At 52.0% G+C, this 14,906-nt stretch carries 17 protein-coding genes; 12 read left to right on the forward strand and 5 right to left on the reverse strand.

Annotated elements, in window-relative coordinates; all coding sequences use genetic code 11:
- The first annotated feature begins 53 nt into the window (after positions 1-53).
- The 5 genes from oppB to DHN43_RS13355 all read left to right on the forward strand — a co-directional run bounded on the left by oppB (position 54) and on the right by DHN43_RS13355 (position 4,186).
- Positions 54-977, forward strand: a complete 924-nt coding sequence (gene oppB, locus DHN43_RS13335; protein WP_063287807.1) for an oligopeptide ABC transporter permease OppB — start codon at positions 54-56, stop codon at positions 975-977.
- Positions 978-988: 11 nt separating this feature from the next.
- Positions 989-1,918, forward strand: coding sequence for an ABC transporter permease subunit (locus DHN43_RS13340; RefSeq protein ID WP_193775932.1), 930 nt, complete (start codon positions 989-991; stop codon positions 1,916-1,918).
- 11 nt (positions 1,919-1,929) lie between these two features.
- Entirely contained in the window at positions 1,930-2,784 is an 855-nt protein-coding gene (locus DHN43_RS13345; protein WP_063293031.1) for an ATP-binding cassette domain-containing protein, read from the forward strand.
- 2 nt (positions 2,785-2,786) lie between these two features.
- Positions 2,787-3,647: an ATP-binding cassette domain-containing protein gene (locus DHN43_RS13350; protein WP_057463858.1), complete on the forward strand. Its 861-nt coding sequence runs from the start codon at positions 2,787-2,789 to the stop codon at positions 3,645-3,647.
- Between the two features lie 131 nt (positions 3,648-3,778).
- On the forward strand, positions 3,779-4,186 hold the full coding sequence (locus DHN43_RS13355; protein ID WP_108818911.1) for a GFA family protein: 408 nt from the start codon (positions 3,779-3,781) through the stop codon (positions 4,184-4,186).
- A 2-nt stretch (positions 4,187-4,188) separates the two neighbouring features.
- Here DHN43_RS13355 and DHN43_RS13360 read toward each other — a convergent pair whose 3' ends face one another.
- A complete protein-coding gene (locus DHN43_RS13360; protein ID WP_108818912.1) occupies positions 4,189-5,385 on the reverse strand; it encodes a benzoate/H(+) symporter BenE family transporter in 1,197 nt (398 codons plus the stop codon).
- Between the two features lie 290 nt (positions 5,386-5,675).
- Here DHN43_RS13360 and DHN43_RS13365 point away from each other — a divergent pair, with 290 nt between their 5' ends.
- Complete coding sequence (locus DHN43_RS13365) at positions 5,676-6,671, forward strand: UDP-glucuronic acid decarboxylase family protein (protein ID WP_108818913.1); 996 nt, start codon at positions 5,676-5,678, stop codon at positions 6,669-6,671.
- A gap of 127 nt (positions 6,672-6,798) precedes the next feature.
- Here DHN43_RS13365 and DHN43_RS13370 read toward each other — a convergent pair whose 3' ends face one another.
- The 3 genes from DHN43_RS13370 to DHN43_RS13380 all read right to left on the reverse strand — a co-directional run bounded on the left by DHN43_RS13370 (position 6,799) and on the right by DHN43_RS13380 (position 9,394).
- On the reverse strand, positions 6,799-7,458 hold the full coding sequence (locus DHN43_RS13370; protein ID WP_057462417.1) for an SDR family NAD(P)-dependent oxidoreductase: 660 nt from the start codon (positions 7,456-7,458) through the stop codon (positions 6,799-6,801).
- A gap of 70 nt (positions 7,459-7,528) precedes the next feature.
- Positions 7,529-8,458: a nuclear transport factor 2 family protein gene (locus DHN43_RS13375; protein WP_108818914.1), complete on the reverse strand. Its 930-nt coding sequence runs from the start codon at positions 8,456-8,458 to the stop codon at positions 7,529-7,531.
- 12 nt (positions 8,459-8,470) lie between these two features.
- Complete coding sequence (locus tag DHN43_RS13380; protein WP_108818915.1) at positions 8,471-9,394, reverse strand: alpha/beta hydrolase; 924 nt, start codon at positions 9,392-9,394, stop codon at positions 8,471-8,473.
- A gap of 269 nt (positions 9,395-9,663) precedes the next feature.
- Between DHN43_RS13380 and DHN43_RS13385 the strand changes: the two genes are divergently transcribed.
- The 6 genes from DHN43_RS13385 (at position 9,664) to DHN43_RS13410 (ending at position 14,160) form a co-directional block, all read left to right on the forward strand.
- Positions 9,664-10,290, forward strand: coding sequence for a class I SAM-dependent methyltransferase (locus tag DHN43_RS13385; RefSeq protein ID WP_108818916.1), 627 nt, complete (start codon positions 9,664-9,666; stop codon positions 10,288-10,290).
- Between the two features lie 197 nt (positions 10,291-10,487).
- The gene (locus tag DHN43_RS13390) at positions 10,488-11,096 is read left to right on the forward strand and encodes a TetR/AcrR family transcriptional regulator (RefSeq protein ID WP_057462420.1); all 609 of its coding nucleotides are present in this window, start codon (positions 10,488-10,490) and stop codon (positions 11,094-11,096) included.
- Between the two features lie 148 nt (positions 11,097-11,244).
- Positions 11,245-11,838, forward strand: a complete 594-nt coding sequence (locus tag DHN43_RS13395) for a TetR/AcrR family transcriptional regulator (RefSeq protein ID WP_057462421.1) — start codon at positions 11,245-11,247, stop codon at positions 11,836-11,838.
- 61 nt (positions 11,839-11,899) lie between these two features.
- The gene (locus DHN43_RS13400) at positions 11,900-12,313 is read left to right on the forward strand and encodes an Ohr family peroxiredoxin (protein WP_082596691.1); all 414 of its coding nucleotides are present in this window, start codon (positions 11,900-11,902) and stop codon (positions 12,311-12,313) included.
- Positions 12,314-12,360: 47 nt separating this feature from the next.
- A complete protein-coding gene (locus tag DHN43_RS13405; protein WP_063293039.1) occupies positions 12,361-13,392 on the forward strand; it encodes an NADP-dependent oxidoreductase in 1,032 nt (343 codons plus the stop codon).
- A 90-nt stretch (positions 13,393-13,482) separates the two neighbouring features.
- On the forward strand, positions 13,483-14,160 hold the full coding sequence (locus DHN43_RS13410) for a type 1 glutamine amidotransferase domain-containing protein (protein ID WP_108818917.1): 678 nt from the start codon (positions 13,483-13,485) through the stop codon (positions 14,158-14,160).
- A 170-nt stretch (positions 14,161-14,330) separates the two neighbouring features.
- Here DHN43_RS13410 and DHN43_RS13415 read toward each other — a convergent pair whose 3' ends face one another.
- On the reverse strand, positions 14,331-14,879 hold the full coding sequence (locus tag DHN43_RS13415) for a TetR/AcrR family transcriptional regulator (protein WP_208995402.1): 549 nt from the start codon (positions 14,877-14,879) through the stop codon (positions 14,331-14,333).
- Positions 14,880-14,906: the final 27 nt, after the last annotated feature.

Raw genomic sequence — 14,906 nt, forward strand, 5'->3', positions numbered from 1 at the left:
TTGCATCTTTTTGTTGCTGAATCACCCGTTCTTCATACGAGACACTAATAACAATGCTCAGCTACATCCTACGAAGAGTGGCTATCGCAATTCCTACATTGCTGCTGCTCATAATAATCTCATTCTTGCTCATGCATGCGGCACCCGGTGGCCCATTCACATCCGAGCGTCCGCTCCCTCCTGCGGTTCTTGCCAACATTGAGGCCAAGTATGGCCTGAATAATCCAATATACGTTCAAATCGTCAACTATATTGGTGGAATCATTACAGAATTCGACTTCGGCCCATCCTTTAAGTACAAGGACCGAAGCGTAAATGACATCATCGCACACGGTTTTCCAGTCACACTGACCTACGGCTTCCTGTCGTTTGCAGTCGCAGTCATTGTTGGAGGCGCGCTAGGTATCGCAGCAGCGCTCAAACAGAACAGCTGGCTTGATTACTTTGCCGTTGGTGTTTCTATCGGTGCGCAGGTGCTGCCTAACTTTGTTATGGCACCAATCCTTGTTCTGGTGTTCACTTTGTGGCTGGGCTGGTTGCCTGGTGGCGGTTGGAACGACGGGCAGTGGAACCACCTGATCTTGCCGGTGATCGCACTTTCTACCAGCTACATGGCATCCGTTGCGCGTTTGACGCGATCCTCCATGCTGGAAGTGTTGCATACCAACTTTATCCGCACAGCAATGGCTAAAGGCCTGCCGTATAAAGTTATCATCTTCAAGCACGCACTTAAGCCTGCTTTGCTGCCAGTCATGTCTTATCTCGGCCCTGCATTCGTCTCCATGATCACAGGTTCCGTTATCATTGACATGTACTTCTCGACCGGTGGTATCGGCCAGTTCTATGTGAACTCAGCACTCAACCGAGATTACGCTGTGATGATGGGTATCACGATCCTCATCGGTGGTCTCACCATTCTCTTCAATCTCATTGTCGACATCCTGTACGCATGGGTCGACCCGAAGATTAGATACTGAGGGCTGAGCACATGATGGTAGATGTTCAAAAAATGGAGCAGTTGGCAGACAATCTGGCTGCTCAAGAAGAAGTCGTAGGGCGTTCTCTGTTCGCAGATGCCCGTCGCCGCTTTTTCAAAAACAAGGCTGCAGTGGTCAGCCTGATCCTTTTGTGCGGTGTATTCCTGTTCTCAACCCTCGGTCACATGATCGCAGTTTGGTCCAACGAAGAGATCGATTGGGGTATTCTGGGTCAGATCGCAGAGCTCGGCGCACCAAACCTCGAGAACGGTCACTATTTTGGGGCCGATGAACTTGGCCGGGATCTGTTCGCTCGTGTCATTCAGGGAACTCAAATCTCGCTGATGGTCGGCATCGTCGGCGCCTTGATCGCTGTTGTCGTTGGCACATTGTACGGCGCGATCGCGGGTTATTCTGGTGGTAAAGTCGACAACGTCATGATGCGTATCGTCGATATTCTGCAGTCCATTCCTTACATGTTTGTTCTGATCCTGCTGCTAGTGGTGTTCGGGCGTTCAATCTTCATGCTCTTCGTGGGTATCGGTTTGATCTCCTGGCTCGATATGTCTCGTATTGCACGTGGACAGACACTGACGCTGAAGAACAAAGAGTTTGTTGAGGCTGCAATCGCAACTGGCGTAAAGCCGATCACGATCATCCTTCGTCACATCGTGCCGAACCTGCTGGGTGTTGTGGTCGTGTACTCAACCCTTCTGGTCCCGCAGATGATCCTGACCGAGAGCTTTATTTCATTCCTTGGTCTGGGTGTTCAGGAGCCTAACACCAGCTGGGGTGCGTTGATTGCTGAAGGCGCTGGAACAATGCAGTATGGCACGTTGTGGCAGCTGGCATTCCCAATGTTCTTCTTCATCATCACTCTGTTCAGCTTTTTCTTTATCGGCGACGGTCTGCGCGATGCGCTTGATCCTAAAGACCGGTAGGAGGTGAAATCGTGGCACTCTTGGATATCCAAAATCTACGGATCACCTACAACACTCCAGACGGAGTGGTAGAAGCCGTAAGAAACGTAAACCTGCAGATCGACAAGGGTGAGACCCTCGCGATCGTGGGTGAATCCGGCTCTGGTAAAAGCCAGACGGCCTTCGCGACCATGGGGCTTCTGCCTCATAATGCGCAGGTTTCCGGATCGATTAAGTATCAGGGTCAGGAGATCATCGGACTTTCTCATGAGGGAATGAACAAGCTTCGCTCCAATGAGATCGCGATGATCTTTCAGGACCCAATGACCTCCCTGAACCCGTATTTGCGCATCTCGGACCAGATGGCTGAGACGCTCATTTACAACTCGCCAGACGGCAAGCGCATGAAGAAGAAAGATGCGATTGCTGAATGTGTGCGGATGCTCGAAGCGGTGAAGATCCCGAATGCAAAAAACCGCATTCACCTTTACCCGCATGAGTTCTCCGGCGGCATGCGCCAGCGTGTGATGATCGCAATGTCTTTGCTGTGTCGTCCAAAGCTGCTGATTGCAGATGAGCCGACAACCGCACTGGATGTGACCGTTCAGGCACGCATCATGGATCTGCTGGTGGAACTTCAGGAAGAGTTCCACATGGCGATTGTTCTCATCACCCATAACCTCGGCATCGTGGCAGGCTCCTGTGAGCGCACCATGGTGATGTACAAGGGTGAGGTGATGGAGCAGGGCTCTACTGTCGATATCTTCGGCAAGCCGAGCCATCCATACACGCAAGGTTTGCTGAGCGCTGTTCCACGTCTGGATCAGGACGAAGAGCGCCTTGTTACGCTGGATCGCAGCTTTGAAACCCAAATGGCGGAGGGCTGATTTTGAGCACGAAAGAGCCAATCTTATCCGTTCGCGACATGCGGGTGGAATTCAAGATCAAAAAGCAAAATGCTTTGCCTTGGCATCAGCCAGACATTCTGCGCGCGGTTAAAGGTGTTTCCTTTGATCTGGCAGAAGGGGAAACCCTCGGCATCGTTGGTGAATCCGGCTGTGGCAAGTCCACTCTTGCCCGTGCGATCATTCGTATGATCCCATCTCAGGGCGGCGAAGTGTTCTGGCAGGGTCGCGACCTGATGAAGATGAACGAGAAAGATCTTCTGGCGACCCGCAAGGAAATCCAGATGATCTTTCAGGATCCTCTCGCATCACTCAACCCGCGCCTGACTGCTGGCCAGATCATCGCGGAACCGCTGAAAACGCACTATCCGAACACATCCAAGGATGAAGTGAAGAAGCAAGTGCGTGAGCTCATGGAGAAAGTTGGTCTGTCCGCACGGATGATCAACCGCTATCCGCACGAGTTCTCTGGCGGGCAGTGTCAGCGTATCGGTATCGCGCGTGCGCTGATCACCAATCCTAAGCTGATCATCTGCGACGAGCCTGTTTCCGCGCTTGACGTATCTGTTCAGGCACAGGTGGTGAACTTGCTGATGGACCTGCAGAAAGAGCTCGGCCTGTCTCTGCTGTTCATTGCACACGATCTGAGCGTGGTGAAGCACATCAGCAACCGCATCATGGTTCTTGAGTTTGGTGACATCGCTGAGATCGGCGAAGCCCATGACGTGATCCACAATCCGCAGAGCCCTTACACCAAAGAGCTGATCAATGCGGTGCCGATCCCTGATCCTATTGCGGAACGCAAGCGCATCGCGGAACGGCGTGCGTTGGAAGCAAAAGCCTAAAAGAATTTGTATCCTGGATACAACAGACGGCGGGGCAAATGCTCCGCCGTTTTTTTATGTTTTGCATTTGAAGACCGACGCTGCCACATTGCCGCTCCAACCAATTATATCTGCCCTTCAAGGCCATCATTATGCGCGAAACTCATAAAGGCTCCTGCCTGTGCGGGACCGTTCAATTTCAGATTCAGGCCACCTTCCAGAAGTTCTATTTCTGCCACTGCAACTATTGCCGCAAAGGAACCGGCTCCGTTCACGGCTCCAATCTCTTTTCCTTTGATGCAGACTTCGCCTGTACCAGTGGAGAGGAGTCCATAAAGTCCTACAATGTGCCGTCCACCCAGCACCGCAGAAGCTTTTGCGAAGAATGCGGTTCTCCAGTACCGACACATGACCGAGAAAACAACTTCCTCGTTGTGCCTGCCGGGTCACTGGACACACCTGTCGATACCCAGCCGACGGCGCACATCTTCATGGCCAGCAAGGCAAACTGGGATGATCATCTGGAAGACGTCACGAAGTTTGATAAGTTCCCTGAGTAATCCTAGGCTTTGTCTGTAACCTGTTCACTCGGCAAGCCCTTCTGCTTCCAGTCCATCCAGAACTTCAGGCCCATGCCAACCAGAAGCCCCCAGAATGCTGCCCCAATGCCAAAGAAGGACAGACCGGACGCAGTGATCAGGAAGGTCAAAATGGCGGGCTCACGACTTGGCGCGTCTTTCAGCATGCCCTGAACCGAGACGGTAAGTGTTCCAATCAACGCCAGTCCGGCAACGCCGCCAATCAAAATGCGCGGTGCCAGTTCAACCACACCGACAAACCCGGCAGAAAAGATGCCGAAGATGATATAAACAACTCCCGCAATCACTGCGGCCCAATACCGCTTTGCAGGGTCTTTGTGAGCATCTTCATTGGCACATATGGCAGCTGTGATGGCAGCAAGGCTGATCCCGTGCCCGCCAAATGGTGCACTGAGGACGGAACCAACACCTGTCCAGCTGAAAAGTGGCCCGGGAACGGGCTCATACCCAAAGGAACGCAGGATCGAGACACCCGGAATATTCTGGGACGCCATCGTCACGATGTAGATCGGTATTCCAATCCCAATCAAAGCAGAGAGTGAGAACTCCGGCATGACGAACACCGGAGCTTGCACCAGTTTCAGCGAGCTGAGGCTTGAGGTATCTGCATGGAAATAAAGCACGACAAGAAAGGCCAACAAGGCAGCTGGAACGGCCAGTAACTTGTTGATCTGTCCCGCAACAAACCATGCCAACACAACAGGCAAGGCGAGGGCAGGGATTTCGGCCACCGCTTCAAAGGGTACAAGACACAGCGGCAGAATGACGCCTGCCAGCATAGCCTGGGCCAGAGTAACCGGGATCAGGCCAACAATGCGGCCCAGGGGCTTCCAAAGCCCTGTAATGACCACAAGCACCCCAGCAAACACGAAGGCACCGACAGCGGCTGCAAATCCGCCCTCTGGAAGACCGGAGGTCGCCAACAACGCGGCACTGGGTGTGGACCAGGCGACAGAAATGGGCACACGCTTCCACAAGCTGAAGCCGATACCGCAAATCCCCATGGCGATGGCAAGTGCCATAAGGCCAGAGGTTGCTTGTTCTGCACTTGCGCCAACCCCGCTCAATCCATGCAACACAATGGCAAATGAACTGGCAAACCCAACAAAAGCAGAAAGAATACCAGCGCTGGTCGCACTAGCTGAAAGGGAGGAAGACATTAGGGCCCTGCAACAAGCTGTTGGCGTGAACCTCTCAAATTTGGGGAACAGAGAAGTCGCGCGAGGCGTGAGGAGATCTACCGGTAATGCTAACAGCCATGGTGCTGTGAGCAAGCCTTCAACCAGCACATTTATTTGAATTTTGCTCAACAAACACGTGTAGGGCTTCATCTCATTGAAAACACTATAATTTATCAGGACCCAATTATCGGGAGAGGTTTTTCAATATTTACGTTCGAAGGTAGCCTGATAGGCTTTTCCAATCTTTGGCGGTATTGCGGATTGGCCTCATGTTCTCACTTGATGATCGGCGCAGAATTCTTGTGACAGGAGGTTCAGGCTTTCTGGGCTCCTATCTCAGTGAGACTCTTTTGGAGGCAGGGCATGAAGTGCTGTGCCTCGATAACTTCTTCACCGGCACCCGCATGAATGTGGAACATTTGCTGGATCACAAAAGGTTTGAGCTGTTACGACACGATGTGTGCCAGCCGCTGTTTGTTGAGGTGGATGAAATCTACAATCTCGCCTGTCCGGCTTCCCCCGTTCACTATCAGTTTGACCCTGTGCAGACCACCAAGACCAGCGTGCTTGGTGCCATCAACATGCTGGGACTGGCAAAGCGGGTTAAGGCCAAGATCCTACAAGCTTCCACCTCAGAAATATATGGCGACCCGCAGGTCCACCCGCAGCCGGAAGAGTATTGGGGTAACGTCAACCCCATTGGCGTACGCTCTTGTTATGATGAGGGAAAACGCTGCGCAGAGACGCTGTTTTACGACTACTACCGACAAAACAACATCAACATCAGGGTCATGCGGATTTTCAACACCTATGGCCCGCGCATGCACCCCAATGATGGGCGTGTAGTTTCCAACTTCATCATGCAAGCGCTGACGAACAAGCCGATCACTCTGTATGGCGATGGCATGCAAACGCGGTCTTTTTGTTACCGGGATGATTTGGTGGACGGGATGATCAAACTGATGAATGCGCCGGACCACATTTCCATGCCGGTCAACATCGGCAACCCCAAGGAATTCACCATCAAGCAACTCGCAGAGCTTGTGCTGGAGCTAACCGGGTCCAAGTCCCGGATCATCAGGGAGCCTCTACCTCAGGATGATCCGCTCCAGCGCAAACCTGACATCACCCGCGCCCGGGATTATCTGGGCTGGCGCCCAACCACAGAGTTGCGCGAGGGTCTAGTCAAAACAATCCAATACTTTGAAGAGCTTATGTCCAAGCAAGGAGAGACAGAGGCGAAGAAGCTTATGCCTGCGGAGTAGGGTAGCTCTTTAAAGCAGTTCGCATTTAAGTTGAAACACCTGAACTGCTTTAGTCTTTGTTTTTGCGTATCTTTATCCGAAAACCGGTTTCCACTTTTCGGAGATACGCTGTAGCAAATGCAGTTTTCTACCACCCCATCGGGTGATGGTCGCTGAAGAAACCGCCATTTGGTCCGGCTTCTGGCAGTGTGGCGAGCCATATTCCGGTTTCGGCACCTTGCTCTGGTGTTCGTGGCGCAGTTTCACCGCCCATTCGGGTAGCGACCCATCCTGGGCACATGGAGTTGATTTTCACACAAGACGGCAGTTCGCGTGAAAGCGCAAGGGTTAGGGCATTGAGCGCTGCTTTCGCCACGCCATAAGCGCCGGGGCCAGCCAACCCTTCAGTGAAAGACCCCCAGTTGGAGCTCATGTTCACAATGCGCCCGTATTGCCTGTCAATCATTGCAGGAGCTGCACGTCGGATCAGGTGATACGGACCATGCACCATCACTTGCATGCTTTGTTCAAATTGTGCAGGGTTTTCCAGCATCGGTTCTTCATAGAGAACGCCTGCGTTGTTCACCAGAACATCAATAATCCCAATGTCATCAAAGGCCTGCTCGATAGAGCGCAAGTCCGCGACATCCAGATGCACATGCCCGCAGTCAAGTTGCTTGGCAGCTTCTGCACCGGCTTCCGCATTGCGCGAGCCGATAATGACGTCAAGACCTTCTTTTTTCAGTCCTTTTGCGATGGCATACCCAATGCCCCTGTTACCACCGGTAATCAACGCACGTCTGGCCATCTGGCACCTCTGATCAGTTCACACCAACATTCATCTGCAATTAAATAAGTAATTCATTTTTATATGATCATCAAGGCTCGCCACTGAGAAAGTGATCAGGGTCTTTTCCCTCATCCAAGTTGTAGGCAAAACGGAAGGGTTCTGGGTTAAAGTACTCGCGATAATACTGAATTTTACCATGAGGCACGTGGAACAAGCCGCCATAAATCTGGTTGTATTCCCGTCCTGTGGTCAGTATCTCGACCTCCCCCGTAAACTCCGCAAAGACCCATTCAGGCGATATCATCGGGTAGAATTTCAGGTTGGAGGTGAAATCCGCTTCTCCAGCATTTTCCGGCCATGCGCTGTAGTGCTTGATCAGGTTCGCCTTGCCTTCCACCACATCCGGAAAGCCATCAGGCGAGTAGGGCATATCTTGCACGGCCTTTTCCGACCAGACATCGGCAAGCGCTTCCATATCCTTATTTTCCAAGGCTTTAAGGAACTTAACGACAGCAGCTTGCGCCTTGCGTCGTTTCAGGAAAGCAGGTGGATGGGCCTTGGCTCTGCTCTTGGCTGTCTCCAATATATCGCCATTGCCATTCTCACTCTTCAGCACAAAACTATGCTTGAAGATACGCCAGTGATTGCTGCGCTTATGCAGGCGGAACTGATAGAGGCCCTCGACCTCCCAAACCTTGTCACCAACATACAGCTGCCCCGCAACCGAGCACGAGGCGTTGGCGATGCCTTCCTCGATGCGGATATTGAAATCATTGAGAGAATGGCGCATCAGGTCGAACCCCGGCAGCAGCTCTGCCCAGTCCATCAACTGTTGTTCCCGTGTCTTCTTATGCGCTGTGCCACCAAGCAGCGAGCTGTAATCCATCTCCACGTGGTCGCTATAAAGCAGGCCAAGGCTCTCATAATCCCCCCGATCAAAGCAGTTTACAACGCCTTCCAGCACCGTGGTTATGGCAGCGGTGTCTTTTGCTGTTTCAAGGTCGGACGGGTCGCTCATGAAAGATCCTGCTTAAAGCGTGGAAAGGAAGTGCTCAGCGACAGCTTCCAAAGCCCGGTCAATGGGTTGGGTCTTGTCATAAAAGTCAAACTGGCTGACATCCTCAAACCACAACGTGGTCGCCCGGTCACCCATACGCCGCGCAAACTCCTTGGCACCTTTGGGGATCGCGGCAGCCTCACTGTGCACAATCAGCGTTGGTTGATTTTGCTTGTCCGCCGTGTGCACACCATCAAACGTCAGCCACGCTTCCCACGAGGCCAGATTGAACTTGTTGTCAAACTCCGGGATCAGACCGCGGTCTTCCTCGGTGTAGTACTCGACGTCAAACATCAGTGCGGTGTCATCAACTTTACTCGCGGCTACAATGTAGCGCGGCTCTTCATGGGTCAGCGCATCGCGGCCCACCTTCATCAAGCTGCTGACGCCTTCCACACCGCCGTAAACCTCTGAGATAATTTCCGAATTATGAAGCCATGGAGCGACAAGTGCCAGTGAGTGAACGTGCCGGTTTCCACCTGTTGCAGCACTCATGTACCCTGCTGAAGCACAAATTCCCAATCCGCAGATCCTGTCCGGATTCACATCCGGGCATCGTCCCATAAAATCAATAGCCGCGCGGATATCATCCGTCTTGCGGGCAGGGTCTTCCAGATACTTGGTTTTGCCATCATGCGCAGAAAGACCCCAGCCACGAAAATCGAATGCCAGCGCTACAAAGCCACGCATGGCAAGCTCAGAGGCGTAAAGACCTGCCATCTGCTCTTTCACTGAAGTCCAGGCTCCGGTGACCACAACCCCGGGAAGCTTGCCGTTGGGCGGTCTTTTTTTCGGGAGGTAGAGATCCCCATGCAAGACTTCACCGTGACACTCAAACTCCACGGGCCGTACTTCAACCTTGTCCAGATTATTACCGAGCTTCTTCCTCTCAGGCATTGGCTGATCCTTGGTTCTTTGCGCAATTGTTAAAGACTAGGATCAACCAAAGACCAGAACAGGCCTTTAACAGGCAACATGGGCTTGTCCGCATCGTAAAAACGTAACTGCACGAACACTGCAAAATCGCTTAAACTCCTAGCAGACCAGAGCCGGACGCTGGGTCATTCGCACAATCCATTGATTGTAGTTTAGAATTATCTAAATTATATATTGCTTTCTTAGCCGGCTACTCCCATATAAGCCGTGTTGCAGAAACGAGGCCTGAGATGAACGAGAAAGTCGCGCACTGGAATGCGGTTTATGATGCTCGCGAAGAAGAGTATCTGACCTGGTATGAGACCCAGCCAACACTGTCTTATCAGCTCGTCACCCAGCATCTCAAACTGGGCGAAACCTTCATTGATGTGGGCGGTGGCGCTTCCAAACTGATAAGCATACTGCACGCTGCAGGTTATGGACCGCTTGCCGTTCTTGATATCTCATCTGTCGTGCTGGACGCTGGCAAAGAACGTCTTGGCGGCGTTGCGGATGATGTAGAGTGGATCAACGCAGACATCACCAACTGGACACCAGAGAAGACCTATCAGGTCTGGCATGACCGGGCTGTCTTCCACTTCCTCACGGAGATTGAAGACCAGAAAGCCTATATAAACGCGTTGGTTAAGGCTGTTCCCGTTGGTGGCACTGCAATCATCTCCAGCTTTGCCGAGGATGGTCCTGAGAAATGTTCCGGTCTTCCAGTGCAGCGGTACTCTTCGCGCACACTTGCCGCGAAACTTCAGGCGCTTGCGCCGGGTGTCTTTGCGCTGACGGATGCCCAAACGCATACTCACATTACGCCAAAGAAAAACCAGCAGAATTTCCAGACAAGCGTGTTCGAGCGCGTTGCGTAATATGTAAAAGACCGACTTGAGAACCCTGTAAGCCCCTATTAGAACGGCGGAATTCAGCAAGCGATCTATATTTATCAGAAATCATAGATGGCGATTTACCATCATCTTGGCAAAATGTTGTCCCATCATGTGTTTCTAATCAGACTGCTTGCAGAGTTAAGTATGTAGCAGGCGACGATTTGGGAAAGAGGCGAATTATGAGTGATACGAACAGGTCCCACTCCGAGTATTCAGAGGACTTCCTTGTACCTGCTTCCAAATCTTCCATTCTCGAAGCCGCTATAACCTGCTTTGAGAAGTTCGGTTACTTTGAGACCACTTACGCTGATATCGCCGCAAACGCTGGCCTGAAGGTGAAGGATGTAACGCAGGTCTTTCCTACGAAAGATCAGGTACTTGCCGAATACATCACCACCTATGAAGATGCCCTGCGCATTCAGCTGGATGACCATGACAAGGACGAGGAAACGCAGCTGCAGCAGATTTACTTCATCTGCAAAACAGCGCTGATTTTCCTGCGCACTCACAGGGTGATCACCGCCATCTGGTTTGAGTTCTATCGCCACAACGTGGCCAAGGTGGTTTTGCGCCGTTTCTTCGGGCAGATCAAAGCCCGGCTTTCCGATCTGGTCAAGGAAGGTATAGAGCAGGGTAATATCAAAGAGAAAGACGAGCACGACGTGGTGGAAGCTATAATCGCTCTCGTCGAAGGGACTTTGATCATTTCCCGTCTTGAAGAGTCGACAGACTTCGAACAGCGCTTCGACAATTCATGGTCGATCATGGAAGAGGGTCTGCGGGCATAACTCAGCCCCGGCCTTCACCCCAGTCATAAACAATCCCCGCTGGTCCACTCAGGGAATTACCCGCATTGAAATCCTTGTGAATAGACGTCATAAGGGATATTCCGAAGTGGGCTAGACGACCGGTCTATTTTTAATTAAAACACACCTTATGAAGATGAAGAAAAGCGAAGCCACAAGACTACACATCTTGGAAACCGGGCGTAAATTGATAGCAGAGCAGGGTTTTTCCAGCATGGGCCTGAGCGTACTGTTAAAAACCGCCGGCGTTCCGAAAGGCTCATTCTATCATTACTTCGAGTCCAAAGAGCACTTTGGTTGCGTACTCGTCCAACAATACCTAGATGAATATATGAGAAGCTTGGATGCCCTGCTTGCGACAGAGGCTCTAAGCATGCGTGAAAAGCTGTTCCAGTACTGGCACCTTTGGGAGAACTATCAGCACTCCGAGGATGCATCAAAGCACTGTCTGATCGTAAAGCTAAGCGCGGAAATAGCAGACATTTCTGAAGATATGAGAGAGCTGTTGGCCCAGATGACCACCAGAGTAGAGAAACGTTTAGGCGACATCATAGAAGCCGGCATCAAAGACGGTTCTATGGCACCCAAGTTAGAAGCCAGAATGGCCGCTCAGGTGCTCTACCAGATGTGGCTCGGCGCCAGCCTCATCGGAAAAGTTACACGAGATAAGAAACCACTCCAGAAAGCACTGGAGGTCACAGAAATAATGCTGCCTGCTGCATAACGCCATCAACCCGTATGAACCCTAGTCCATCAGACGCCAGTCCAAAATCTAAGGTGAAGATATGAAAGTCTTCTATGACACTGACACTACAGCAGAAAACGGACGCTCCGCCAAACCGACGTTGAGCGACGAAGCTGCTAAAATTCGAGTGACCCCTCCAGGAGTTGAAGGCCCTGGCATTACACCAGAAGAACTCTTCGCAGTGGGTTATGCCTCTTGCTTTGAGCATTCGCTAAAAATGGTTTCCGGACACAAGGAATACCCGTTGAACTCCATTGAGGTGCGTGCAGAAGGCAACGTTATCGAAAAAGCAGAGGGTGGATATGTACTGGATATTGACCTGCACCTGGAATTCTCTGGTTTGACCCGTGAGCAAGCCGATGACGTGATCCAGACAGCACACACGCTTTGCCCGTACTCCAACGCGATTTGTGGCAATGTTGACCTGCGCGTTTACACCAAGCTGAATTCATAAAATCTAATAATAACAAAGCATTACTGACATTAATTGAGGAACCTGAAATGCCGCAGAATACCGAAGTGAACCGCCAGATTGTGCTGGCGGAACGCCCTGTCGGGGCTCCAACATCCAAAAACTTCCGTCTTGAAGAAGCCGCTATCCCGACACCGGGTGAAGGCGAGATGCTGCTGCGTACGGTTTATCTGTCTCTGGACCCGTATATGCGCGGTCGTATGAGCGATGCCAAATCCTATGCAGACCCGGTTGAAATTGGCGATGCTATGGTCGGCGGAACTGTTTCTGTCGTGGTGAAATCCAACCTGAAGAACTTCAGCGAAGGCGACTGGGTGGTGAGCCTGGGTGGTTGGCAAGACTACTCAATTTCCAACGGCGAGATGGTTTTCAACCTTGGCAAAGAGCCAGCAATGCCATCCTGGGCACTGGGTATTATGGGCATGCCGGGCTTCACCGCCTACGCTGGTCTGTTGGAAATTGGCGAGCCGAAACCGGGTGAAACCATTGCTGTTGCAGCAGCTTCCGGCCCAGTTGGCGCAACCGTTGGCCAGATCGGCAAGATCAAAGGCTGCCGCGTTGTTGGCATCGCGGGCGGTGCGGAAAAGTGCAAGCACGCCGTCGATAACCTTGGTTTTGACGTCTGTCTTGACCGCAACTCTCCAACCTTCGCGCAGGACCTGAAAGCCGCCTGTCCGGACGGAATTGACGTTTATTTTGAGAACGTTGGCGGTGCTGTGTTTGATGCGGTCTTGCCGCTTCTCAACGCAAATGCCCGTATTCCGCTGTGTGGATTGATCTCTCAATACAACGCAACAAGCCTGCCGGATGGTCCGGATCGTATGGGCCTGTTGATGGGCACTTTGCTGGTGAAGAAGATCCGCATGCAGGGCTTCATCATCTTTGACAGTTTCCCAAATCTTTACCCTAAATTCGCAGCGGATATGCAGCAGTGGATTGCAGAGGGTAAAGTGAAGTACCGCGAGCAAATGGTAGACGGTTTGGAAAATGCGCCGGAAGCTTTCATGGGCCTCCTCGAAGGCAAGAACTTCGGCAAACTCGTCGTAAAAATCGGCGACTAATCTCTAAACGAGAACAACAAAAACAACACGAACACCAGTGCCACGGCACTGGTGGCTACTCCCCCTATGCCTGCTGAAAGGTAGATCACAATGAACGTGCTTATGGTCCTCACATCCCACGACGAGCTGGGCAACACAGGCGAAAAGACCGGCTTCTGGCTAGAAGAGTTCGCGGCCCCTTACTACGTCTTCAAAGACGCTGGCGCGACAATCACTCTGGCCTCTCCTGCTGGCGGACAGCCTCCATTGGATCCCAAAAGCGACCTGCCGGATTTCCAGACTGCCGCAACTGACCGCTTTAAGGCTGATGCTGCTGCAAACGAAGCTTTGGCCAACACCGTGAAACTGGACAGCGTTTCTGCCGATGCATTTGACGCTGTGTTTTACCCCGGTGGCCATGGCCCACTGTGGGATCTGGTAGATAACACAGCCTCTATCTCTCTGATCGAGCAGCTGTATTCCGCTGGCAAACCTGTCGGCGTTGTCTGTCATGCCTCTGCCGCACTGGTCAACGCTAAGGCTGCAGATGGCTCTGCGCTGGTTAACGGCAAGAAGGTCACTGGCTTTTCCAATACAGAAGAAGACGCTGTGCAGCTGACTGACGTTGTGCCGTTGTTGGTGGAAGATGCCTTGCAGGAAAAAGGCGCAATCTATGAGAAGGGCGCTGACTGGGGTTCTTTCATTCTGGAAGATGGCAATCTGATCTCCGGTCAGAACCCGGCTTCCTCTGAAGCTGCAGCAAAAGCAATTCTGGCGCGCTTGAGCTAAGCCTCTAGCATTCCCCATTATGAGAACCGGTGCGGAGTTATGCTCTGTGCCGGTTTTTTATTGTCCGCTCCATGACGGGCATAAGTCCCACCAGTTCAGTTTGCGTTCCTTTGTGCGTTCGTTTGCGTTCTTTACGTTTTGCGTGCGTTGCAAGGTAAAATAAGCCACTCTTACGCAGCCTGCCTGGCACCCAGCAGAGCTTTGACCACCGCCTCCATCTTTTCCGAATAATCCTTCGCATTTGCAGAGGTAACAAAGACCCCTTTGGCAGCCAGCACGAGGACCATGGTTGTCTCTGCAGGAGAAGGCGAGAGCTGTCTGTCTTCGATGAATTTTTCTAAGCAGTTCTCAAAACGGTCGATAGGTGTTTCTGCTCTGGATGCGACCAGCTGTAACCCGCCCTCCAATATGTCAGCACCATGAGGTGACCGGCAGACCATCGATACATGATCCCCGCCCCACCGCTCGAACGCCTCCAGAATAGCATCCAGCGCAGCATCGGGTGGTGCGTTGTCCAACACGGCGATGGCCGTGTCATTCACCTCGGACATAAACTCCAGCAATGCCCAGTCACGCACATGATCTTTCGACTTGAAGCGATTGTACAGCGTCTGCCGTGTGACCCCGACAGCCTCTGCCAGATCACTCATGGTTGTCTTTTGAAGGCCGTAGTGGCTGAGCAGCTCGACCACGGGCTTGTAGTTGATCATCGATGCCATTTGACTCTTTTTACATTTTTTATATAA

This window comes from Pseudovibrio sp. Alg231-02 (assembly GCF_900143565.1).
In the GTDB taxonomy this organism is placed as follows: domain Bacteria; phylum Pseudomonadota; class Alphaproteobacteria; order Rhizobiales; family Stappiaceae; genus Pseudovibrio.

Excerpts from the sequence above, each read along its gene's own strand:
- oppB (WP_063287807.1), top strand. The coding sequence starts at position 54 with ATGCTCAGCTACATCCTACGAAGAGTGGCTATCGCAATTCCTACATTG.
- DHN43_RS13340 (WP_193775932.1), top strand. The coding sequence starts at position 989 with ATGATGGTAGATGTTCAAAAAATGGAGCAGTTGGCAGACAATCTGGCT.
- DHN43_RS13355 (WP_108818911.1), top strand. The coding sequence starts at position 3,779 with ATGCGCGAAACTCATAAAGGCTCCTGCCTGTGCGGGACCGTTCAATTT.
- DHN43_RS13360 (WP_108818912.1), bottom strand. The coding sequence starts at position 5,385 with ATGTCTTCCTCCCTTTCAGCTAGTGCGACCAGCGCTGGTATTCTTTCT.
- DHN43_RS13365 (WP_108818913.1), top strand. The coding sequence starts at position 5,676 with ATGTTCTCACTTGATGATCGGCGCAGAATTCTTGTGACAGGAGGTTCA.
- DHN43_RS13370 (WP_057462417.1), bottom strand. The coding sequence starts at position 7,458 with ATGGCCAGACGTGCGTTGATTACCGGTGGTAACAGGGGCATTGGGTAT.
- DHN43_RS13375 (WP_108818914.1), bottom strand. The coding sequence starts at position 8,458 with ATGAGCGACCCGTCCGACCTTGAAACAGCAAAAGACACCGCTGCCATA.
- DHN43_RS13380 (WP_108818915.1), bottom strand. The coding sequence starts at position 9,394 with ATGCCTGAGAGGAAGAAGCTCGGTAATAATCTGGACAAGGTTGAAGTA.
- DHN43_RS13385 (WP_108818916.1), top strand. The coding sequence starts at position 9,664 with ATGAACGAGAAAGTCGCGCACTGGAATGCGGTTTATGATGCTCGCGAA.
- DHN43_RS13390 (WP_057462420.1), top strand. The coding sequence starts at position 10,488 with ATGAGTGATACGAACAGGTCCCACTCCGAGTATTCAGAGGACTTCCTT.
- DHN43_RS13395 (WP_057462421.1), top strand. The coding sequence starts at position 11,245 with ATGAAGATGAAGAAAAGCGAAGCCACAAGACTACACATCTTGGAAACC.
- DHN43_RS13400 (WP_082596691.1), top strand. The coding sequence starts at position 11,900 with ATGAAAGTCTTCTATGACACTGACACTACAGCAGAAAACGGACGCTCC.
- DHN43_RS13405 (WP_063293039.1), top strand. The coding sequence starts at position 12,361 with ATGCCGCAGAATACCGAAGTGAACCGCCAGATTGTGCTGGCGGAACGC.
- DHN43_RS13410 (WP_108818917.1), top strand. The coding sequence starts at position 13,483 with ATGAACGTGCTTATGGTCCTCACATCCCACGACGAGCTGGGCAACACA.
- DHN43_RS13415 (WP_208995402.1), bottom strand. The coding sequence starts at position 14,879 with ATGGCATCGATGATCAACTACAAGCCCGTGGTCGAGCTGCTCAGCCAC.